Annotated in this window: 16 protein-coding genes and 2 pseudogenes; 8 read left to right on the forward strand and 10 right to left on the reverse strand. The window is 70.1% G+C overall.

Features of this window, described 5'->3' with window-relative positions; translation table 11 throughout:
- Positions 1–88 precede the first annotated feature (88 nt).
- A complete protein-coding gene (locus tag ACZ573_RS30555; protein WP_471310300.1) occupies positions 89–871 on the forward strand; it encodes an IS5 family transposase in 783 nt (260 codons plus the stop codon).
- Here the strand turns inward: ACZ573_RS30555 and ACZ573_RS30560 are convergent.
- The 7 genes and pseudogenes from ACZ573_RS30560 to ACZ573_RS30590 all read right to left on the reverse strand — a co-directional run bounded on the left by ACZ573_RS30560 (position 837) and on the right by ACZ573_RS30590 (position 8,022).
- Entirely contained in the window at positions 837–1,355 is a 519-nt protein-coding gene (locus ACZ573_RS30560) for a hypothetical protein (protein ID WP_471310303.1), read from the reverse strand. The two genes, ACZ573_RS30555 and ACZ573_RS30560, sit on opposite strands and share 35 nt — an antisense overlap.
- A 684-nt stretch (positions 1,356–2,039) precedes the next feature.
- The gene (locus ACZ573_RS30565) at positions 2,040–2,765 is read right to left on the reverse strand and encodes a peptidylprolyl isomerase (protein WP_471310304.1); all 726 of its coding nucleotides are present in this window, start codon (positions 2,763–2,765) and stop codon (positions 2,040–2,042) included.
- 349 nt (positions 2,766–3,114) lie between these two features.
- Positions 3,115–3,369, reverse strand: a pseudogene (locus ACZ573_RS30570) (IS982 family transposase); the annotation flags it as partial.
- Between the two features lie 136 nt (positions 3,370–3,505).
- Entirely contained in the window at positions 3,506–4,198 is a 693-nt protein-coding gene (locus ACZ573_RS30575; protein ID WP_471310307.1) for a VOC family protein, read from the reverse strand.
- 837 nt (positions 4,199–5,035) lie between these two features.
- Positions 5,036–5,752, reverse strand: a pseudogene (locus tag ACZ573_RS30580) (virulence factor); the annotation flags it as partial.
- A gap of 624 nt (positions 5,753–6,376) precedes the next feature.
- Positions 6,377–7,240: an RNA repair domain-containing protein gene (locus ACZ573_RS30585; RefSeq protein ID WP_471310310.1), complete on the reverse strand. Its 864-nt coding sequence runs from the start codon at positions 7,238–7,240 to the stop codon at positions 6,377–6,379.
- A 533-nt stretch (positions 7,241–7,773) separates the two neighbouring features.
- Entirely contained in the window at positions 7,774–8,022 is a 249-nt protein-coding gene (locus ACZ573_RS30590) for a hypothetical protein (RefSeq protein ID WP_471310313.1), read from the reverse strand.
- A 1,082-nt stretch (positions 8,023–9,104) separates the two neighbouring features.
- Between ACZ573_RS30590 and ACZ573_RS30595 the strand changes: the two genes are divergently transcribed.
- From ACZ573_RS30595 to ACZ573_RS30620, 6 genes are all read left to right on the forward strand, one after another.
- Entirely contained in the window at positions 9,105–9,467 is a 363-nt protein-coding gene (locus tag ACZ573_RS30595; RefSeq protein ID WP_471310316.1) for a hypothetical protein, read from the forward strand.
- A gap of 1 nt (position 9,468) precedes the next feature.
- Positions 9,469–9,990, forward strand: a complete 522-nt coding sequence (locus tag ACZ573_RS30600) for a hypothetical protein (RefSeq protein ID WP_471310318.1) — start codon at positions 9,469–9,471, stop codon at positions 9,988–9,990.
- Complete coding sequence (locus ACZ573_RS30605) at positions 9,950–12,289, forward strand: tetratricopeptide repeat protein (protein ID WP_471310321.1); 2,340 nt, start codon at positions 9,950–9,952, stop codon at positions 12,287–12,289. The genes ACZ573_RS30600 and ACZ573_RS30605 overlap by 41 nt, the downstream gene beginning before the upstream one ends.
- On the forward strand, positions 12,268–12,714 hold the full coding sequence (locus ACZ573_RS30610) for a hypothetical protein (RefSeq protein WP_471310324.1): 447 nt from the start codon (positions 12,268–12,270) through the stop codon (positions 12,712–12,714). Before ACZ573_RS30605 ends, ACZ573_RS30610 begins: the two co-directional genes overlap by 22 nt.
- A 400-nt stretch (positions 12,715–13,114) precedes the next feature.
- A complete protein-coding gene (locus ACZ573_RS30615) occupies positions 13,115–16,204 on the forward strand; it encodes an NACHT domain-containing protein (RefSeq protein WP_471310447.1) in 3,090 nt (1,029 codons plus the stop codon).
- Between the two features lie 523 nt (positions 16,205–16,727).
- The gene (locus ACZ573_RS30620; protein WP_471310326.1) at positions 16,728–18,089 is read left to right on the forward strand and encodes an SMI1/KNR4 family protein; all 1,362 of its coding nucleotides are present in this window, start codon (positions 16,728–16,730) and stop codon (positions 18,087–18,089) included.
- 239 nt (positions 18,090–18,328) lie between these two features.
- Here the strand turns inward: ACZ573_RS30620 and ACZ573_RS30625 are convergent, their stop codons facing one another.
- From ACZ573_RS30625 to ACZ573_RS30635, 3 genes are all read right to left on the reverse strand, one after another.
- The gene (locus ACZ573_RS30625) at positions 18,329–18,511 is read right to left on the reverse strand and encodes a hypothetical protein (protein WP_471310452.1); all 183 of its coding nucleotides are present in this window, start codon (positions 18,509–18,511) and stop codon (positions 18,329–18,331) included.
- Positions 18,512–18,646: 135 nt separating this feature from the next.
- Positions 18,647–18,949, reverse strand: coding sequence for a hypothetical protein (locus tag ACZ573_RS30630; protein WP_471310455.1), 303 nt, complete (start codon positions 18,947–18,949; stop codon positions 18,647–18,649).
- A gap of 451 nt (positions 18,950–19,400) precedes the next feature.
- Positions 19,401–20,129, reverse strand: a complete 729-nt coding sequence (locus tag ACZ573_RS30635; RefSeq protein WP_471310329.1) for a TetR/AcrR family transcriptional regulator — start codon at positions 20,127–20,129, stop codon at positions 19,401–19,403.
- Between the two features lie 89 nt (positions 20,130–20,218).
- Here ACZ573_RS30635 and ACZ573_RS30640 point away from each other — a divergent pair, with 89 nt between their 5' ends.
- Positions 20,219–21,079: an SDR family oxidoreductase gene (locus ACZ573_RS30640; RefSeq protein ID WP_471310332.1), complete on the forward strand. Its 861-nt coding sequence runs from the start codon at positions 20,219–20,221 to the stop codon at positions 21,077–21,079.
- Positions 21,080–21,995: the final 916 nt, after the last annotated feature.

The following is a 21,995-nucleotide window of genomic DNA, read 5'->3' on the forward strand; positions in this document are numbered from 1 at the left end:
CTCGAATGCCCTGTGGTGTGATTGCCTCGCCCACATGTACGGGAACGCGGCCGATCACGGTGAGCGTGTGCGGCGGTATCCGTCGGACATGACGGATACCGAGTGGGCCGCGGTCCGGGCCGCGCTGCCAGTCCCGGGCTGGCTGGAGGGCAAGGGCGGGCAGCCGGAGGGCTACTGCCACCGGCAGATGATCGACGCGGTCCGCTATCTGGTGGACAACGGCATCAAGTGGCGGGCGATGCCAGCGGACTTCCCCGCCTGGGACCGTGTCTACGCCTTCTTCCGGCGCTGGCGGGAGCGGGGCCTGATCAAGGAGTTGCACGACCGGCTGCGCGGGAAGATCCGTGAGGAGGCCGGCCGGGATCCGGAGCCGACGGCGGGGATCATCGACGCGCAGTCGGTCAAGGCCGCCACCTCCGTCCCCGCGTCATCGCGGGGTTTCGACGGCGGGAAGAAGGTCAACGGCCGCAAGCGGCACATCGTGGTCGACTGCCTCGGGCTGCTGCTGGCCGTGATGGTCACCGCCGCCTCGGTCACCGACCGGGAGGCGGGCCGGACCCTGCTGGCCCGGCTACGCAGGCGGTACTTCCGGCTGACGCTGGTGTGGGCCGACGGCGGCTACACCGGACCGCTGGTCGACTTCGCCGCGAAGGTGTTGCGCATCGCGCTGACGGTGGTCAAGGGCAGTGACGGTGCCTCGGGCTTCGTGGTGCTGCCGAAGAGGTGGCTGGTGGAGAGGACGTTCGCGTGGCTGATGCGCTCGCGCCGCCTTGCCCGTGACTACGAAACGCGCACCGATACCGCCGAGGCGATGCTGTGGTGGTCGATGACCATGGTCATGAGCCGCCGCCTGGCCCGGCGGCAACGCTGAAGGCGCCCGGCGCCCGCTCGACCAGCCATCCCCGCGCCACCAGGCGCTTCGCCTTCGCCCGTACCCCCTCGACCTTCGCGGGAACCTCCTCCAGGTCCAGGGCCCCGGCGAGCTGCCGGCAGTTCGCCGACCCGCCACCGGACCGTTCACGGTCTGCCAGGAAGTTCACGATCCGCTGGTAGCCCGGCGCCAGCACGGCCGCATCCAGCCCGTCCAGCCGCACGGGCACCACCGACCCGGGCGCCGCCGGGGCCCCGCCCGCCTCCGGCACGGCCGTCTCAGCCGGGGCCGCCTGAACGGCATCGGGTTCACCCGATTCGGACAGGACCTGGCTCACCGTTTCCCTCGCGATCACGAGGCGTTTCCATCCGGCCTCCGCATCCCCTAGCTCGGCGACAAGCCGGTCCACCTCCTCGGGCAACGACTCAACCCGTTGCCGCGCAACCAGCTCCCGCTCCTCCAGCAATCCCATCACCGACGGCACCCGGCACCTCCACCGCAGAGACGACACGATGCGCCATCCCTGCCGCATGGCCGCCCACTTCATGCCTGACCAGCGGAAACGCAGAGTTCACGTCCGGAAAGACAACGGCTTCTGAATCAGCCCAGTGCGGGGTTGCCGACTTGCGTGGGGGTCAGTCAGCTGGCCGCAGCGTGTTCAGCAAGTGCTCGACTGCCTTGAAGTGACGCTCTGCGGCCGCTCCCCCAAGACCTGTGCCAGAACCCACGACCCGTGAACAAAGCCAGACCCGGCCACCGTCGGGAACCTCATGCGCCGATCCCTCCACCTCGACAGCAAGCTCGAGAGGGAAACCATGACGCGCTCCTCGACGTGGCCCTGCCGCCGTCCGCCATTCCCTCCAAGAGCTACGCAGACCTCAGGCGGCGCGTTCTGCCGCCTTTTCCAGTGAGTGGTCCAGTGTGCAAACCGGCGGCCGTTGCCGGCCTTCGAATCGAGGACCAGTTCCTCGTACACGTCTGCCAACCCCCGCTCCAGCTGCGGATCAGGGATGTCGGTGGTCGGACGGGGCGCGGGCACCCCGGGCAGAGGCCACCGCAGCGCCCGGACGAGGTCGGCAGGCTTTGCGGCCGCGGCCGCGGCCGCGGCCGCGGCCGCGGCGCGGGCCGCGGCGCGGGCCGCGGGCCGCAGGCCGCAGGCCGCGGGGAGTCAATGCCGGCAGGACGGCCGGACGCGGAGCAGTTCGGTCCGCAGCACGGGTGTGCCGTCGACCGGTGCCGGGTCCTCCGCGGTCGGCTCGATTCCTCCGGCGGCGGTTTTGTCGAGTGTTGCCAGGCCGTCGGGGCCGACCGTGCCGAACACCGTGTAGTTCGGGCGCAGTGCGGAGTCGCCGTAGACGACGAAGAACTGTGAGCCGTTCGTGTCCGGACCGGCGTTGGCCATCGCCAGCAGGCCGCGCCCGTACAGGCGGCGCGCGCCGGTCGGATCGGTCGGTGCGGGTGGCAGATCCACCGGCAGCTCATCCTTGTACTTGTACCCGGGCCCTCCCTCACCGGTACCGGTCGGGTCGCCGCACTGCAGGACCTTCAGCGTCGGATACGCCGTCAGGCGATGGCACACCGTCCGGTCGTAGAACCCATGCCGTGCCAGGTGCAGGAAACTCTGGACCGTGCACGGCGCCTTGGCCTGGTCCAAACGCAGCGGGAGCGGGCCCTGGCTGGTCGGAACAGCCATGTCAACCGTGCCACGGCTAGGGGTGCGCCGCGGGTCGGGCGGCAGCGGAACGTGGCGCGCGGGCGGCTCGTCCGGGGTCTGCGTGTACTGGCAAGGGCCGTGCGTGGTGCGCGGCGGAGCGCCGTCGGAAGCGGTGGCGGCACTTCCCCCGGACACGACTAACGTCACGGCCGCAAATGCGCTGATCAGTGCTCGGTTCATCTTGCGCGCCCTTCTGATGATCGCCAGGTTTCGGAGCGGTCGCAGTCTAGGGCGTGGTGTGGTCGGCGGGAATGGTTACCGCCAGGAGGCCGGCGCGGCCGACCCTGAAGTCCTGCGGACTCGACGGCTGGGCAGGGGGAGCCGGTGCTGCACGAGGTAGAGGAGATTCATCGCACCGTCCTCGTCGATGGGGGACAGACCTCTGGGGCCCGCTCCTCGCCGCCGTCACCCTCTCCTACCACCGCCGCCATCGCACCCCGCGCCGCTGAGCAGAGATCGGCGGGTGAGTGCCCGCCCAGCGGTAATTCAGTGACAGACGGCCCGGATCCCATGGCAGCGGACATGAGCAGTGGTCGTAGGCGGTCAGTGAGCGCAGCACGGGCTCGTCTGTGTGGTCGTTGTGCCGGATCGCGGCCGTGAGCGCGAGGATGCGCTGCATGACGTGGGCGATGACGCCGTCGGGTGTGCGCCCTCGACGCTGTTCGAGGTCGAGTTGCCCCTTGACGTTCTCGTTGACCGGCTCTATGACCTGCCGCAAGGGCTTGAACGTTGGTGCGCCGGGCCGTTCTGGCTCGCCCTTGCGCGCCGGCCGCAGCAGCCGGACTTGTTGATGAGTGACGAGAGTGCCCTCCGGTCCGGCAGAATCGTGTTGCCGAGTTCTGACAGCGGTTCGCTTCTTGCATCAAGTCAAGCGGCCCAGGCATATGCCGTGGGGTGCCCGTCGGGCGCGGTGATGCGGGTCAGCCGTCCCGGCCCTGCCAGGTGGACACACAGGCCTCGTTGCCTTCGGGGTCGGCGAGTACCCAGAAGGCTGGGGCATGGGCCGCGGAGACGAGTCGGCCACCGGCCGCCAGCGCGGCCTCGATCCGTCGGGGCGCCTCGTCGTGCGGGGTACTGACGTCGACGTGGATGCGGTTGCGCTGCGGACGCGCGAGCTCCATCTGCTGGAACCAGACCGCCGGGCCCTGCCCTAGGGGATCGACGAGCGGATCGTGGGGCCCGTCGGCTCCCGCCTCATCCGCGTAGCCCAGGACCGCCCGCCAGAAGGGCCGGATCGCGGCGATGTCGAGTGAGTCGATCGCGATCTCCAGGAGCTGCACCGACCGCGGCGCCCCTGTGCCGATGTCGGGTTCCGTCCTGAGTCCCCTCTCATGAAGGGCAGCGGAGATCTGGTGCGCGAGCTCGATTTCCCCGTTGGTCACCGCGGCGTGGTCCGACGAATGCAGGGTGAGGACGACATTTCGGGGCCGGAGGTCGATGTGAAGGTGCCGGTCGGCATCGTCACCGCATGCCGTGACGGCAGTTGTCGCCACCTCCGTTGCCATCGCTAGCGACCCGACCGAAACGGATGTTCGCAAGGTGCCCAGCAGAAGGCGCCATCCCCGGTCGCTGACCGCGTCCGAGGCTTCCTGTCGGGTCAGTGCTGGTTCCATGACGAGCATCCTCGCAGGGGCCGGGGCCGCCCGGGAGGCTCCCGGCAGAGCCCGGGAAGAGGCTTCGCCGACCGCTGTATCTGCCCGCCGCACACGTTGCGCCTGCGTTGCCAGGAACGCGGACAAGTACGGTAGGGAGCCCGTCTGCCGGCAAGTAGGTGCTGACACTGCCGGCAGCCCGGGACCATCGTCGCTCTCCTCGCAACGCCGGAAGCCGCCCGGCCCTCCATGGCGACGGGCCTTCCCGCAACGGGTCGGCAGCCTGGGAATCCTGCTGCCGACCGCAAGACCCCGCCCAGGCCTGTCGCGGAACGCATTGACACCGCCGTACGCGCCCGCTGGCAGCCCGCCGTACGTGGCCACCGCCGAAAAGGACCCCCGAGCTTGACCTGTGATGGATGCCGTAGGCCCATCGCCGACGACGACGGATACCTGTGGGTGGACACGGCGGAGCTACGGCGGACCGAGGAGGCCGTCCGCGCGTGGGAGGAAGAGTGCACGGAGACGGTCGACGGATCCCTCACCTTCAGCGGGGACGACATCTTTGGCCACCCCGCGAAGGTTCGCTGGCAGGCACATCACGCCCTGTGCGACCCGGCCCCTGGTGAAGGCGCCTGCGACATCCTCGCAGCCGAGATCCGCTCATGGGAACGGCTCCTGGAGCGGACCGCCCACCTCATGGAGAAGTCGTGGCTTCCGCACACCGACTGGGATGACTGCCTGCGGGGCGTTCACCGCGGCGGTGGCCGTCTTCGCTGCCGCCTTGCGGGCGGGTGGGGCCATGGTCACGCCGGGTTCGCGGAGCCAGGGGGCGGGTTCCCGTCGGGGTCGGTGGCGGCGAGCGCGGTGGCCCGCTGCTGCGCCCGATCGGGGACCTTGCCCGGTCTGCCGGGCCTGCTCCTTTGCCGTCTTGGCCTTGGTCGCCTCCGCTTCGGCGTTCTTCTTGTGCTGCGCGGCCTCGGCCTGCTTGGCGGCCGCGGTCTCCTTCTCCTACTTCGCCGTGGCCTCTTCCGCCTCGGCGGCGAGCCGCTTGGCGTGGGCGCTGGCGGCCGCCGCCTTCGCGTCGGCCTCCGCCTTCAGCGCCTCGCCGAGCTTCGCCTTCGCGGTCTCCGCTTCCTTCTTGGCGTTGTCCCGGTGCGGCTTGGCGCCGTCCGCGGCCGCCTTGGCCTGCAGCTCGGCCGTGTGCGCGGCCTCCCGGCGGAACTCCGCCTTCGCCTGCGCGGCCTGCGCCATCGCGCGCTGCGCGATGGTCTCGCTGTCCGCGCCGGAGGCGCGGGTGGCGGCCTCGGCGGTCTCCCCGGCCTTCACCATCGCGTCGAGCGCAGCCACCGCGCCCTTGGTGACCTGGGCCTTCTGCTGACCGATCAGCAGACCACGCCCTCGCGGCGCACCAGCGGAGTCCGCGACCGCGTAGGCGGCCTTCTTCGCCTTGTCGAACTCCGCCTTGGGCGGAACGGAGCCGGTGTTGGCGGACGGCTTCACGTCGAACTGCTGCGAGCCCGCCGTGTTGCAGTCCCACAGCCGGGCGTCGACGCTGTTGTCATACGCCGGCATCTTCGGCCGGGGTGGGGCGTCGAGGAGTGCCCACCAGGTGTGGCCGTCGTGGTCGGTGTGGGTGCCGCAGGCGTCGACGGTGCGCAGCACTGCCACCTCCACGGGAACGGGTCCCGCATCGCCCTGTTCGCCGGTCTGGTGGTTGAGGACCATGATCAGGATCTTGTCGCCCTGGTCGACGAGGTGGACGCTGGCGTCTCCCGCCGGCCGCCACGGCCGTGTGGACCAGGCCGTGGACTGTCTTGAGGAAGTCGTGCTCGTCCAGCAGCGGGTAGTCCCGGTCGGCGACGGCCAGCGCATCCTGTGCGGCGGCCTTCTTCGCCGCCCGCTGGTCCGCACGGGACGCCGGCACCCTCGCCCGCCGGCTGGTGACGACCAACCGCGGAGCCACCCCGGTGAGCGACTTCGGCTTCGTCACCGGCTGCGGCCGCGGCGGCTCTACCGGCTTCTTCTGCGGCGGCGGCGACGTCGGGGGGAACCTCGGCGGAACCTTCGGACCCTTGGCTTCACAACCTCGCTACGCCCGTGACCACCGCAGCGCACCGGCATCGACCACAGCGGTTCACCGCGTACGCGTGCGAGGACTCCCCGCCGGGGCCGCCGTGGAGACCGGTGAGCGTCCCATCAGGCGGGCGGTGACGGCGGAGGGCCGTCCGAAAGGGCCGGATTCTCCGGGCGACGTACGTCGCCGCTGCCCAGCAGGACGCGGGCCCGGACCCGCATCGGCTCGTCGCCGCGCCGGGACAGCAGCACCAGATCGTCGACGGGCGCCGTCATGGGGCCGAGGAGGGCCTCCGCCTTGCGGGCGAGGGAACGCGGGTTCGGGGTACGGCCGAGGGACAGGTGCGGGGTGAAGCCGTGCGAGTGCGATCCGCAGAGCGGGAAGCGGAGCTCCAGCGACTCCCGTAGCCGCTCCCAGGGCTCGTGGCCGGCGGCGGCCGGGTCGAGCCAGACGGTGGCGTCCTCGCGGTGCCCGAACCAGTGGACGCCCGCCAGGCGGGCGGTGAACGGCGGCGTCTCCGCGAGCGCCGCGGCGACCAGCGGCAGGGCCCGGGCGAACTCGGCCTCCGGGACGAAACCGAAGAACACGTTGACGTGCGGCGGCCAACGGCGGATCTGCCGGTCGTGCTCGCGGCGAATGTGCTGGATCGGCGGCCACAACTGCGCCGGCGGCAGCCAGGCGACGGCGGTGCGGTTCGTCGACGGGACGGCAAGGACATCGCCGGGGGCCGGGGCCGGCACGGGACCGACCGGCTCGACGAGGGTCTCGTCGAGCCAGTCGACGCCGGAGGCGCGGTCCCAGACGACCTGGCCGTCCGCCTCGAAGAACACCACCCGGTGCCAGGGGATCTCCCCGCCCGGCACGAAGTCGCCGAGCAGGACCCGCTTCGGCGGGGACCCGCGCTCGGCGATCCCCATCACGAACCGCTCGGGGTCGAAGCGCGGGTCCCACAGCACCCGGTGGTAGATCTCGTCGCTGGTATGCACGTCAGCACCTGCCCTCGACCATCAGGATGCCGCGCGCCCTGTCGGCCCTGCAATGCAGGGCCAGGGCCCGGTCCGCCCACGTCACTGCGCGGGGCCGAATCCGGGCGTTGCAGCGCCGGGCCGGTGGGTGCTGCGACGGGCAAGCCGGTGCTGTGGATCGAGGCCGGAGGCCGCGGTGACCCGCCGTCGTGCGGGGAGAACCTCGCGCACCCATCTGACCTGCGCATGGTCGGTTCTCGGTTCAGTGAAGAGACGAGCCCGAAGGAAGAGGACCCCCGTCCATACGGGTCTGGCCATCATTGATCACCACCTTGACCTCCGGTGCCGTACACCGGGCATCTTCCCTGTACTGGTTCTGATCATCCCTGGCGGGCAGGCCGCGGCATGGTCAGTCCCAGCAGGAGAGGCCCGCCAGCTGCTGCGGAATCGGTCTGGCCGATCTTGACTGGCAGCGGTTTTGTCGTGGCTGGCATCAGCCGGTGCCTGGCCGACGTTGGAATGTCGGTGAGAGGTCGCAGCGGCCCGCGTCCAACTCAGGGGCGAACGGCGCGGACGTGGTCGGCTGAGAGACGGAGTCCGTACGGCAGGCAGCAGTCGGAGCAGAGGCTCGCGACGAGGGTTCCGCAGGTGCACAGCTGGTTCATTCCGCCGTCCGGGGTCGCTCCGCAGCAGGCGGGGGATGCGTGCTGCAGCTTCAGGCCGCGGACGTCGTCCGGGTTGATGACGATGTTGCCTCGCGGGCCCTGCGAAACCAGCGGCTTCCCCTCCACGTACCTGCTCATACAGAGCGTCGTCCAACACCCCGTCAGGGGGACGCCACATGTTGCGCACACGAACACCACCGTTTCACCTTCTGTAGCCCCGTCGGTGATGTCAGCGGGCAGGGCGGCCTGCCGCTCGCACTGGTCGGCGTACGCCGGCCGGTACCGCCGTCCCCGTGCGGAGGCAATGCGGTCCGTGTGCGCGTGCGGATGGCGCGGCACCGCCGAGTACCTCCTGGACTGGGCGACGGCCGGCGACCGTCCCCTGTACGGGGCGGACGTCGACCTCACCGGACCGCTCGCCGACTGCACCGCACACCTGTCCGTGGTCGGTGAGGCGGCCCTGCCGCTGCCCGAGCCCTTGGCCGCGCTCCTGGTCGAGATGGCCGAGCGGCTGACCGTCACGGCTGAGGACGCGCCGCTGGCCGATGGGTGCCGCCGGTGTGCTGGAGCGGGTGGCGGCCCGGGTCGGGCGGGAGGCCGCCGGCGCGCTGCGCGACGACGGCCTGTCTGCCGAAGCGGTGGTCACAGGGCTCGGGACGAGCTACTCCGTACGCCTGACGGAGAGTCATACCGGCGTCCGGGCGAGGGCCCGGTGGTCGAGGTCGAGGCAGGTACGACCCGGGCACGCAGCGGCACGGTCGTACGCGTCCACGGATGACTCGGCTGCCGATTCGGACCTGATGCTCCGAGCCGGGGATCAGCCTCCTTGGTGAGCCGGCTTCTGCTGGGATTCCTGCAGCGCGGCGCGGCAGGGAACACAGAATGAGTCTCGCGTTGGTGCAGCTCAGCGCTGATACGGCTGAATACGTACAGCGCATCAGGTGTGGCGCCATCGTTGGGTGGTGGGGGATTGCCGTGAACGGTGAACGGAGCGGTTCGTCCCACTGCCCCGCCGCTGGAGTCGCCGAGTGCCGGCCTGGATCACGCACGCCCACCAGCATGCCCGGGCCGCGGGTATGGCGGGCTCGCCTCTTCATCCGTTGACACCCTCGGGGCGTCGACCGCCCCGCAGCGCGATCACCCCCGGCGACGGCAAGGCATAGGTCTCTGCTGCCGGGCTACCGCGTGTCAAACCCGCCGTCAAGAATCCCCCCGATAGCATGATCGAGATGCATTCCTCAGTCGTTTTCTCGTTGGGCCTCGTGGGAGCGCTTGCGCCGGAGATCGTACGGCTTTACGGAATCCGCGAGGATCCAGCGCGTTTCACGTGGTCGTGGTTCTATCTGGCGGTGTCGGCGGCCTTCGCGGCGCTTGGTGGAGTGCTGGCGTTGGTGTTGCCCGCTACCACGTATTGGGGGGCAGTGTACGTTGGGGTGTCCACTCCTGTGCTCGTCAACTCGATGGTGCGCAAAGGTCGTCAGTCGTCCCAACCACAAATGCGGTCCGGCAAGAGTGCCCTGTCGCCTTATGGTGGTACTTCGGTGAGATACGCCCCGGTCGATTCGTATCTGAACGGTCTGTAGCGTGAAACTCGGCGCGGTCCGTGGGACTCATATCCCTGTGGGAGACACGGTAGTGGTGTGCCGCCCCGACCAGTTGCGCGAGGCGGCAATCGTAGTCTCGTGCCTGCCTGCAGACTGCCTGACGCCCGTCGTCACCGTCGAGCCGCCACCAATGTCGGAGGCGGATTACATCCAGCTGTGCGCCCGAATGCGAGAGTCGCAGGACGGCGTGGTGCAGAAGATTGGTACCAAACTCGGCTGGGATGAGGTGATCTCCGGCAGCCAAGAGGGCGTCCGGCGCCTGGCCACCGATCGCGCCACGATGTTCGCGCTACGTCAAGCCGCCGCACCGTACCGTTCTTGGCTCACGCGCAATATGGGAATCATGTCCCTCCTCAAGGGGCTGGACATCCAACGCGTCGTCTTGCTGGACGAATTTTGCGTCCGAAGAACTAAATGCCCTCGATCCTTCCATGTGCGCTGCGTGGCACCGCAAGCAGGCAGTGCTGGAGGGCGAGGAGTACGTTCCCGATCGGGCCGGTGAGCGGATGTTCGACGAGGTGCCCGTCCAGCTGCATGTGCCATGCACGGACCTGGCTGGTCTCACCTCGTCCGCATGGCAGCTGCTCCGTGACCCGGACGGGGCGCCGGAGCACGTGATCGAGGTACGGGCCGATGACCAGGCGGGCTATGTGGCCGCGTTGTTCACCGCCTTGCGCACCGGGGCAGTGCTGCAGGCCGTCGACGCTCCGAGCGCGGAGTTGGGGCCTGCCTTCTCGGCAGTCAATCCCGACGCGGAAGAGGCGGTGCTGGTCGAGAACACTGGGCACCCCGACTCCCTGCTGGCCGCGATCTATGCACACCATCGCTCCGCGCGCCTGGTGATCACACCGCAGCCGGATCTGGAACCAGTCCGGGCGGCGGTCGCCGAGCAGCAGCACCGCATCACCGCGGCGGCCCGTTCGATCGGCGAGGGGCTGAGGGGCACCGCCCTCGCGGATGCACTGTGGCGCCTGCTGTCCGCGAGGGGGCGCGATCCGTTCGCCGCGCTGGAAGCCGCCGTAACCGCCCAGGTGCCGCTGTCCGCTGTCGCCGAGGTGGGCAGACGTAGCCTCACCGCCTTCACCACAGGGCTTCCCTACTCCTTTGTCCGCACCGGCACGACCGACTGGGCACGCAAGCCCATAGGGCACGTAGCGGCGGATGCCGCGCTGATCATCCTGAACGAGCTGTACAGCGCCGCGGCACCCCAGCCCGAAGCAGCGTTCAGCCTGGTGTTCGACCCGGGGTTCTTCCGGGTTTCGGAATCGGATGACGTGGTGCGAACGGTCGGTGCGCACGTCACCCATCCGATCCTGCTGTCCGGGCCGGCGGCCTCGTGGCATGCGCTGATTGCCCTGCCGAGAACCCTGCCGGTCGAGCTGATCTTCTTCAACACCCATGGTTCGGACGGCGCGATCATGCTGGCCGACGCGCCGTTGGACAACTGGCGCATCCCGCAGTGGGTGACCTTCAGTCACCGGCCCATTGTTTTCAACAACTCCTGCCAGTCTTGGACAGGCGTGGGGCGGGAGTTCGTCCGGGTCGGAGCGCGCGGATACATCGGCACCCTGTGGTCCATCCCCTCCGACCTCGCCGCCGACTTCGCCCGCATCGTGATCGGCCGGCTCACCGAGCAGGAGATGCCCGCGAGTGAGGCGATCGTGAACACCGGGCTGCGGGCTGGAATCGAGCGCTCCTACCTGTACGTGGGAACCGCCGCCGGGCGGCTGGATCTGTCCCGCGGCCGGGCTCTCACCAGCGGTGAGACGGCACTGGCCGCCTGTGCGATGCTCACGGAGGCCGCCACTGTTTCCTCGCCCACGGACGGTCCTGAGATGACGCGAGTACTCCTCCGGGAGATCACGGTGCTGCGGCGGGCCGCCGAGGGGACTCCACACCAGCGCACAGCAGCGTATGCGGACGCCCTGCTCGGCGAGTTGTCCATCCTCGTCAGGCACCGACTCGACCAGGAAGGCGACCATGCGGCGGCGAGCGAGCTGACCGCACGGATCGACGAGGTCCTACCCCAGCTCGACCTGCCATCGGAGGCGGTCGACGCACGCTGGGCCACCAGGTTCAGCCTGACCGCCGACCTGCATCTGCAGCGCGACGAGTGGGCGGCCGCCCTGGCGGACATGGGGCGCAGCGTCGGCTACGGCGAGGCGTGCCAGGACAGGGCGAACCTGTGGCTGAGCATGGCCTCGATCCATATGCGGCTAGGGGACTGGGTACAGGCAGAGCACCTGGCACGCTCTTCGCACGACCTGTGTGAGGAACAGCAGGACATCGACGGTGCGATGCGTGCGCTGGGTACGCTGGGGCAGCTGAGCAAGCGCCACGAGCGGTACGGGGACGCGCTGGGCTACGCCGAGGAGGGCTATGGCCTTGCGGTCACGCTGGAAAACCGCAAGGAGCAGGGCAACTTCAAACTCGATCAGTGCTCGATCCACCTTCTGCAGGGAGACGTCGACGCCGCGCTCGCCACGGCCACCAGGGCGCTGGAGCTGTTCCGCCTCGACTATGACGAGCAGTCAGAGCTTGCCGCACTCGGGAAGGTCGGCGAATGCCACCGATGCAAGGGCGATCTCGTCACTGCCGAGCAGTACGCCCGCCAAGGTCTGACACAGGCCCGCAGCTTGGGCATCTCCACCGAAGTGGTGGCGTTCGCCCTCGACCTCGGCGACCTGCTTACGGGCACGAGCAATACGCCGAGGCTCTGGGTCACTACCGCGAGGCGGCTGCCGTTGCGGTGGAGATGGGCGCCTGGGACCTGGGCACAATGGCGCTCGACGGCCTGGTGAAGTGCGCGAGCCGTCTGGGAGACGCGGATACGTTGTGGTCAGCGGCAGTGTGGGGGAGCCGGATCTGCCGAGGAGCCGCACACGAACGGCTGCAGTCCCATGTCCTGCCCATCTGCGTCGAGGCTCTGAAGAACGCGTTGCGGACCGGTTCGGCAGCCTCGAACGAACAGGGAATCGCCAAGATTTTCCCGGTGGCGGTCCTGGACTCCCACGCCGAATCGTCACCCTACGAGCGGTTCCTCAGCGACATCGTGCTGTTGCTGAGCAAGTGGGCGACAGGGGAAGAGACCGACCAGCTCAGCGAAATCGCCCGCGAACTGGACACCCGATCCGGGGGCGTACTGGGCCTGGAGGAGTTTATCGGCGGCCCCTGCACGGGTCCGGCGTCCGGAAGCCAGCGCCGTGGGCGGTGGTGGCGGGGATAGGCCCTCGCACGTCAGCAGTATCACCGCCGTGCACGGTTATGTCGCCGACATCAACAGCACCCCCGTCTTCCTCCACACTCCAGTACCCGCCGCCCGAGGCCATTCGGATGGGGAAAGCACTCACCAATCCCCCTTCTCCACACGTTGATCGCAGCGATCCGCTGCAGAGCGGGTGAGTCGGAGAGCGGCTCGTCAATCGGGCTCCAGGGCCAGCGCAAGTTCCACCCCATGGAGCCCGCGCCTCCCCCAGCGTGCTGGCCGGCACGAACGCGAGCCCCGTGGTGGGCGTCTTGCCCCGAACCGCAGGTCCCCCCGACTGCCCCATGCGAGAGTGTCCGGACAGGGTCCATGTGGTACGGGCGTGTCAGCGACGACGGGTCTTCATGGGGGCAGGGTGAGCATGCGCAGGCTGCTGTCGTTCTCGGACGCATTGGTGCTGCTCGGCGGCGATCCGCCCGCCGTTGCCGCACTGGACCGGGCTCTGGGTGGAGCGCTGAACGCGGCAACGGGCGGTATCGGGGACGGGGTGCTGCGAATCGCCGATGCCCGGGGCCGCATCGTGGGCCTGGGCCGCGACGCGGTACGGAATCTGGGGCGGCGCCTGGGCCGGTCGGAAGGGCGCGCCGAGCGCACGGAGCTACTGCAGGCCGCCCATACCGTGATCGTCGTCGTGGCATGGTTCCAAGCGCTCGGTGACTCGGACCTGCCGTTCGGCGTCGATGACCTGGAGCTGACCCGAAGCGAACAGCTCGCCCTCGTGGGCGCTCCGGATCCGCGGGGCGGTGCGGCGTTCGCGCAGTCGCTGGCTGCGGTCGACGCCCCCCAGCCCGCACCCCACCGCCCGTTCGAGGACGTGACTGCGGAGATGCGGCGCTGGTACGCGGGACTGTCGGAGCGATTCCTCGGCTTCGTCGAAGGACTGCAGGTCTGGGGCGACCTGACGGAGTCTCACCGGAACGCGGCACGGCAGGTGCTGGCCACCGAGCTGCCCCGCAGGGCGGTCCAGCAATACGAGGGCCTCTACGCGCAGCTGGCCCAGCAGGCACCCGAGTTCGGATTCTGGGTGGCACAGGTTGAGCACCAGGCCACCCGGGACCGGGTACGGCTCGCGCTGGTCGGCATGGAGGAGCAGCTCGCCGAAGTAGCCCGCGCGATGCGTCCGCCGACAGACGTCGCGGCCGCCCTCGCCCTCGCCCATGAGGCCGCGCTCACCCGGCCCGTGCTGGAAACCTCGACCGCGCCCGACGGCATCAGCGTGCCCACCCTCCAGGACATGTACCTGGATCCGGACTTCCGAGTGCGTGCAGTGGCCGGCACCAGCGCCCCGTCGAGCGAGTCCTGGTGGGAGGAAATGGCCGTACGCCGCGACCTGACGGGCTACCTCGCGGGTGCCCTCACCTCTCCCTCCGGAGCCGGCTCCCCGCTGCTTGTGCTGGGCCAGCCCGGCGCCGGCAAGTCCGTCCTGACCCGGGTCCTCGCTGCCCGGCTGCCGTCTGCCGGGTTCCTTCCCGTTCGGGTGCCGCTGCGCGACGTACGCGCCGAGGACGACCTGCAGGAGCAGCTTGAGCAGGCGGTACGAGCGGCCACGGGGGAGCGGGTGTCCTGGCCGGAGCTGGTCCGCTCGGCCGGCGGTGCGGTCCCTGTGCTGCTCTTGGACGGTTTCGACGAGCTGCTGCAGACCACCGGCGTCCACCACAGCGACTTCCTCGTCCGTGTCGCCCGTTTCCAGCAGCGCGAAGCGGAGCAGGGCCGACCGGTGCGAGCACTGGTCACCAGCCGTACGGCCGTCGCCGATCGCACCCGGTACCCGGAGGGACTCATCGCGCTGCGTCTGGAACCGTTTCGTCCCGCCCAGATACGCCGCTGGCTGGAGCTGTGGAACGACGCCAACGCAAGCAACTTCGCGGCCCGGGGGCTGCAACCGCTGCCCTGGGCTGCCATCGCCCAGCACGAGTCGCTGGCCGCGCAGCCGCTACTGCTGCTGATGATGGCGCTGTACGACGCCACGGACAACGGCCTACGACGCGACAGGCGCGAGGGACGCGATGGCCACGACGGCGACGACCCGCTCGACGAGGCCGAGCTGTACGAGGAACTCCTCACCTCGTTCGCCCGCCGCGAGGTGGACAAGACCGCTCGCGGGGCCACACTGGAGGACCGACTGGCGGAGCGCGCCGAGCTGGAGCTCCAGCGCCTTTCGCTGGTCGCGTTCGCCCAGCTCAACCGGCGCCGTCAGTGGGTGTCGGCGGCCGAGCTCGACGAGGACCTCACGGCACTGCTGGGCCACCGCTCCACGGGCACCTCCGGGTTCCGTGCCCCACTGGGTGCGGCCGAGGTGACGCTGGGCCGGTTCTTCTTCGTCCAACGCGCCCAGTCCATCCGCGACGGCCGCGTGCTGTCCACATACGAGTTCCTGCACGCCACGTTCGGCGAGTACCTGGTGGTACGGCTGGCGCTGCACGTCCTGACCGGCCTGCTCACCGACCGGCCGGCCCTGTCCCTCGGCACGAGCGGCGTCAATGACGACCTGGCCTACACGCTGCTGTCGTACGCCCCGCTCTCCTCACGGCAGATCTTGCGGTTCGGGGAATCGATGGTGCGTCGGTTGCCGGACAGCGAACGCGAGCGGCTGGGTCAGCAGCTCGTACGGGTCGTCGGGCAGCACACGACACGGACGGACGACCCCCACCCTGCGTACCGGCCCGCGGAGAACCGTACGGCGGCACGGCACGGCATCTACGGTGCCAACCTCATCCTGATGGTGCTGCTGCTGTTGGAGAGCATCACCGCTGACAGGCTGTTCCCGGACTCATCGGACCCGGGCGATGCCTGGCACCGGCACGCCCTGCTCTGGCGGTCGTCGTTCGACGAGCAGCAGTGGGCGGACTTCGCACACTCGGTCTCGGTTCACCGTAGCCGTGCAGAGGGGGCCCGACGACTGGAGATCCGCCTGCGCACGGGGGAGCTGTCCGCGCCGGACCCTTTGGACATGTACTGGCTGTACCGCCTTCCCCGGCTCGACATCGTGCACTGGTCCCGGTCCTACTGGGAGACGATTTGGCACAAGATGGACGTCTCCGGAGGCACGAACGACTTGGTGGTACGGCATGCGATGGATCCGGTCATGGAGTGGCTGGGGCCGGCCGTGACCGCCTTTACCTCCCGCGGTGAGGGGCAGCGGGCAACCTCATTGGCCCACGATGTGCTGCGGCTGCTGATCGGCGGCAGCGCCGGACTCGCGGGCGATGAGCTGGCAGCGCTGTACCTCAGGGTGGATCACGCTGTGGCGTTCCTGCCCGACGACTCACCTGCCCGGGAACCGGTGACCCGGCTGCTTGCCGACATGCTCGACAGGGACGGCTCGGCCCTCCCTAGCGACACGGTCCTCGCCCTCGCCCGCGGCTCACTGGCGCGGCCCCACCTCCGCGTGCGGCTCCGGCGGGCAGTCCAGGCCCATCATCTGGATCTGGATCTCGGTCCAGACCCCTGAGGGGACTGCCCTCCTACTGATCGCTCCAGAGGGTCAGGACCGGACAACCTGTGGTTCTACAACACGGTCGAAGGTGCCGGACTCTGACCCGATGACCGAGTTGGTGCAGTCAACTGACCACCGGGCGCAGGGGCCGGTCTGGCCGGTCGCCCAGGTGGCGACCTGCGGGCGGGGCTTGGTGGTGGTCTGCTCGCTCATGCTGCGCCTTCCCCTTCTGCCGATACGGAGGTGTGGGTGGCGCGCCGCAGTTCGACGCTGCCGGTCCGCCAGGCGGTAGGGATCGCCCACTGGGGGGGTGGGTGCACAGCGTTCCGGAGAGGGCGATCAGCCGGCGCCGCAGCACGGTCGTGCCGACCGTTTGCGCGAGTCCGGCGTAGGCCTGCTGCCAACGCCTGTTGAAGCGTGATCAGGTTCTCGGGGAAGCGGAACGGTGGTCTCACACCTTGTTCGCGTCTTGGGTGGCCTGTCGGCAGGCGGCGGCCCGGGCGCCGCCCTTGTCATTGGCTCCGCGTACGGTCTGCGCATGGTTGATCAGAGACCCCCCTTGTCATCGGTATCCGATTTCGCGACCTGGGAGCCCGTGCTGCGGCTCATGCTGACCGGCGATAGGGATCGGCGTGCCGGCCGGTTGGCCCGTGTCGCAGGACGCATCAGCCAAACAGGCTGGAGCCTGGCCCATCGGGGATCTATGTCGTCGACAGCGCGTATCGCGGTGGAGGGCGTACAGAGGGCACTCGCGCGCGGCGCAGTCCATGAGATTGCCTTCAGGGCGGAGACCCAACCGGACGGAAGGACCACTCTCGGACTGGTCTGGCCGAGCCCGGTCGTGGAGCCGGCCGTCGGCTACCCGGACCTGGGGGTGCTCGTCCTGGCCGATGGCTCCCTACCCGAGCCCTGGCTCCGCCGTCCCGCTCCGGTGCCCGAGGCGGTGCCGGCGCCATCGGCGGATCCGGAGTTGCTGGAGCGGACGCTGCGCGAGCGTTTGCCCGGAGCCGTCGGAGCGACGGAGGAGGAGATCGCTGCCGCCGAAGCGCGCCTTGGTCTCACACTGCCCGATGAGCTCAAGGTGCTGTACCGGGTGACACGGGTGTACTCAGGCGACGGCTTCGATTTCGAGGAGGCGGACCGCGCCGACGGGGCGGTCGGCTGCGAGCTCTCCGGCCTGGAGCACCTGTACAGCATCGATGCGGCAGTGCGTCACCCCGGCTGGGATCACGGCGCGAGGCGTGCGGTCAGCACTGCGCCCGACGCCGCGGTGCAGGGCCTGGCCGGCTCACCGGGCTGGATCGGCTTCGGGAGCAACGGCGGCGACGCATTCGCCGTCGACCTGACCCCCGGCCCCGCCGGATACTTCGGACAGGTCATCCTGGTCGACCACGAGCAGAGCCTCGGCGCCGAGCTCGTGGCCGAATCCCTCACCGATTTCGTTCTGGGCCGCGTGCGGGAGGAAGGCTGTGAACGCCGCGGAGACAAACTTCCGGCCGTGGCCCGGGTCGGCGCCGGATGTCTTGAGACCGTCCAGGCAGCCGCCCATCCGGCCCTGGAAGTCCTGTCCATCGACGCCTGCGACGGCATACCGCTCAGCCTCGCGCCTGTCGCCGGGCTACCCCGCCTGCGCACTCTCACAGCCCTGCCCGGCACACTGGCCGACCCCCTGGAGGTCGCCGGGCTCACCGGACTGGAGTTCCTGGAACTCGGCGCCCAGGAATGGCGCGTCCTCCTGGACGCCGGAGCCGTCCCGCGCACCCTGAAGGCGGCAGCCATCAAGGTGCGGGACCAGGACCACCTGCCCGTCGTGGCCATCGCCAACGAGATCCTGGCCCTCTGGGACCGGCCCCAGATCGTACAAACGCTCCTCGACGGAGACCTCGGCCCCGCGCTCTGACCGGCGGGGCCGTCTGGCTGGCGGCGCGCCCCAGCCAGACTCCCCGGGCGGCCATGAGGCTGCTGCCGACCCTGTGGGTATGCCGCCGGCCCTCTCGTAGGCTCTGCGAAGGAGAGCCAGCAGCCGCCGGCGGGTCGACAGCCAGGGCATAGGGCATCGAGCTCGTGATGCGACTCGCCCCGGGGACGCCTTCGAAAAGGCATGACCTGCCCGGAACAGCGACCCTGGGCGGCGATGGCCTACTTCATCGCGCTGACGACCTGGTCCTGCCACATCCGAGGAAGCTTCTTGACGGTGGCCACCCACGCCCCGGCATCCTTGATCCGCTTTACGGCCGCATAGTGCTCGATCGGCAGAAACTTGTCCTCATCGATCTCACCACCGTGATCCTGCTCGCCGCGGCTGCCGGCATCACGATCCACGACCTGGACGGCCCGGACGCGGTCCGCTGGGTGGGCGGCGGGAAGTTCACCTGGAAGCTGCACCAGGACAGGGCTGCGCGCACCCACCCCCGTGGACGGGTGCGTGCAGGGCGTCCTGGGCAGGCCGCCGTCCCGTCAGGCCACGTTGAGCCAGAGTTCGTAGCGCTTTCCCGACTCGACCGGGCGGCAGTCCCACTCGGTGACCCGGGGGTCGTTCTCCCAGGCGGTCTGGCCCGCCCAGGCACAGGAAGGCTCGCTGGGATACCGCCGGTGGGTGTTGCGCCAGCCGGGCAGCGTGGAGGTGACGTCGGAGACGGATTCGGTGGCCGAGGGGGCCGCAGACTGCGGCGCGGCGGCCGCTGCGGTGGTGGTGACGGTGCCGCCTGCGAGCAGGGCGGCACCCAGTAACGTGCCGATGACCCGGGTACGTGTACGCATGGCATCTCCTGTAGGTGGTGGGTGTGCGGGGCGGCGGTGGAGCCATGGGCTGCCTTGCCGCCGCTGCCTTCCCCACAGATGCTGCGGGCTGGCCTGCTCGCCCCTCCAGTCGTTTCGGCCAGGGGCGAATCGTCACGCTGGCCAGTCCAGCTGTGGCTGCGGGCCGGAAATCCCCGGTTCCACGTGTCACCCGTACGACGGAAGCATCGCGTGCCGCACCGTCCGACCGTCGCGGCCGGCTTCCCGACCGCCGCCGCCCTGGCCGCGCACCGCGTAGAGGGCAGCCCGATCGGGATGATCCACCCGCTGCCCTGCGGGTCAACTGTCACGCTCAGGAGCCAACTGGCGCGCTCAAGGGCCGGCTGTCTCACTCGGTCACACGAGCCCAGGCAGTCAGCTGGAAGGACGAGGGGGCGATTGGAGGACCTGCACGAGGGCGCTTGACGCGCGATCAGGCACCCGGAGCGCCACCGTCCGCCGCCAGGCGCGTGAGCCACTCACGCAGCAGGCGCTGCTCGGCGTCGCTCAGGACATCGGCGTCGTCGGGGAGGGCGGCGCGCAGCGCGCGGGCCGCCGCGGCGGGACCGGACTCCGCGGCGGGAATCGCCGGCTCGGCGCGGGTGACGGCCGCGACCATGGACTCGCGCAGGATGGTCAACAGCGCCGGATTGCGGCGGGCCGCGGGCGTGGAGTGCCAGGTGGTGACTGCGCCCTGGCCGGTCGCCTGGATGATCTGGCCGGCCAGCTCCTCGTCGACCCGCAGCCATCCCCCGGCCGCCAGCCGGCGCACCCGCCCATGGAGGATCTCCAAGCCCGCGCGGTGTGCTGCGTCCGATCCCCGGCCGGTGGCCCGGTTCATCACCGCGAACAACTCGGGGCGGGAGACCCCGAACTCGACCACCACGTCCCAGCCGTGACGCAGCTCCTCCACCGGGTCCTGCGGGGCGGGGTCGAGCTGCGCGCGCTTTCTCTCCAGGAACTGTGCGTAGCCGTGCTCGGCGACGGCCTCGAGGAGCCCCTCCTTGTCTCCGAAGAGACGGTAGATCGCCGGCGGCTGCATTCCGGCCGCGGCGGCGACCGCGCGGGTGCTCACCGCCTCAGGGCCGCCGTTCTCCAGCAGCTCGACGGCTGCCTCGACGATGCGGCGCCGAGGGTTGTCGGTTGAGTCGCGTGTAGGCATGAACCGATGGTACCGAGGATCTGTTTCCATTGGAATTTCCAGTGTTACTGTTGGAATGATTCCATCGGAAGCAGCAGCGGGAGAACCCAATGATCATCGTGACCGGAGCCACCGGAAAGCTCGGCCGCCGTACCGTCGAGCGCCTCCTGGAGCGCCTCCCCGCCGACCGCGTCGGCGTCAGCGTCCGCGACCCCGGCAAGGCCCAGGACCTCGCCGACCTCGGCGTCCGTGTCCGGCAGGGCAGTTTCGACGACCCCGACTCGCTCATGCACGCCTTCGAAGGGGCCGAACAGCTGCTCCTCGTCTCCCTCGACCGAACGGGCGAGGAGTGCGTCAGCGGCCACCGTGCCGCCGTCGACGCCGCCGTGAAGGCCAAGGTCGGCCGCATCCTCTACACCAGCCAGATGGGCGCCGCCCACGACTCCCGCTTCCAGGCCTGCCGGGACCACGCCCAGACCGAGGACCTGCTGCGCGCCACCGGCCTGCCCTGGACCGCGCTGCGCAACGGCTTCTACGCCTCCAGCGCCCTGCAGTTCCTGGAGTCCGCCCGCCACACCGGCGACATCGCCCTCCCCGCCGACGGCCCCGTCGCCTGGACCGGCCACGACGACCTTGCCGAGGCCACCGCGGCGATCCTCACCGAGGAGGCCCGCTTCGAGGGGCCCACCCCGCCGCTCACCGGCCCGGCGGCGCTCGACTTCGACACCGTCGCCGAGATCGCGTCTCAGGCCACCGGACGGCCCTTCACCCGCACCGTCGTCCCCGACGACGCCTTCCGCGAGCAGTTCCTGGCGCACGGCGCCCCGGCCCCGATCGCCGACCTGATAGTGAGCATCTTTGCCGCGGCGCGCAATGGCGAGTTCACCGCTGTCGACCCGACCCTGGCCGAGCTGATCGGGCGAGAGCCCGCCACCTTCCGCACCCAGCTGGAGCGTGCCTGGGCCGAATAGATCCAGCGGGGCGTGCAGACAGCCCCGGCCTGGCTCGCCGTCGACCTCGCGGCACGCGCCGTCGCGGGCCAGGTCGCCACCTGGCTCACGCTTGGTGGGAGGAACCCTGTCCAGCACCAGACATGGCGCTACGCCGCCATGCTCGCCGGACAGCGCGGCCGGTACGCCGACTCCCTCGCCGCCGCCGAGGCGTGCACCGGCACCCGGACCCACCGCACCGACCCGCTGTACGCCTCCCTGACGCACTCCGCATCGCCCTGTCCGCCCTCCAAGCCTCGGCGACAAGAACCGGGCCCTGAGGGCCCGGGAGCGGGCCCACACGGCCTACGACCGGGTCGACCCGGGCGAGGACCGTCCGTCGTCCGTCGCCTTCTACACCGGGGGCGGGCTTCACGGCCTGACAGGCATCACCCACTACCGGCTCCGCGACCCGGAGACGGCCGAGTACGCCCACCAGTGCCTCGCCGACCTGCGGCCCGACCAGCACCGAAACCGGGCCTCCTACCTCTCCCAGGCCGCCCTGGCCCAGGTCGCCCAGGGCGACATCGAGCAGGCCGTGGCCCCGGCCACTCGCGTCATCGCCTCCAACGGGGCCGACAGAGGACGTGTCCCTTACCTGCTGGGCAGCTTCACCTCCGCCCTCAACCAGGCCGCCCCCAGGCGGCCGTCACGCGCCACTGGAACGACCGCACCTGCACCGCCTGACCCCCTTGGCAAGGAGCCCCATGACCGGCGTCACCCTTCACCGCTACCGCACCGACCAGCTTCCGGCGATCCGCCCCACCCTGGTCGGCGTGTACGCGGAGGTGTACGAGAAGGAGATAGGCGAGGACCCGTTCTTCTCCGTCGACCGGTTCGAGGGCCGCCTCACCGGCCACTCCTCCCGCCCCTCCTGGGAGGCCGTGGTCGCCTTCGA

Source organism: Streptomyces sp. NPDC040545 (genome assembly GCF_055595065.1).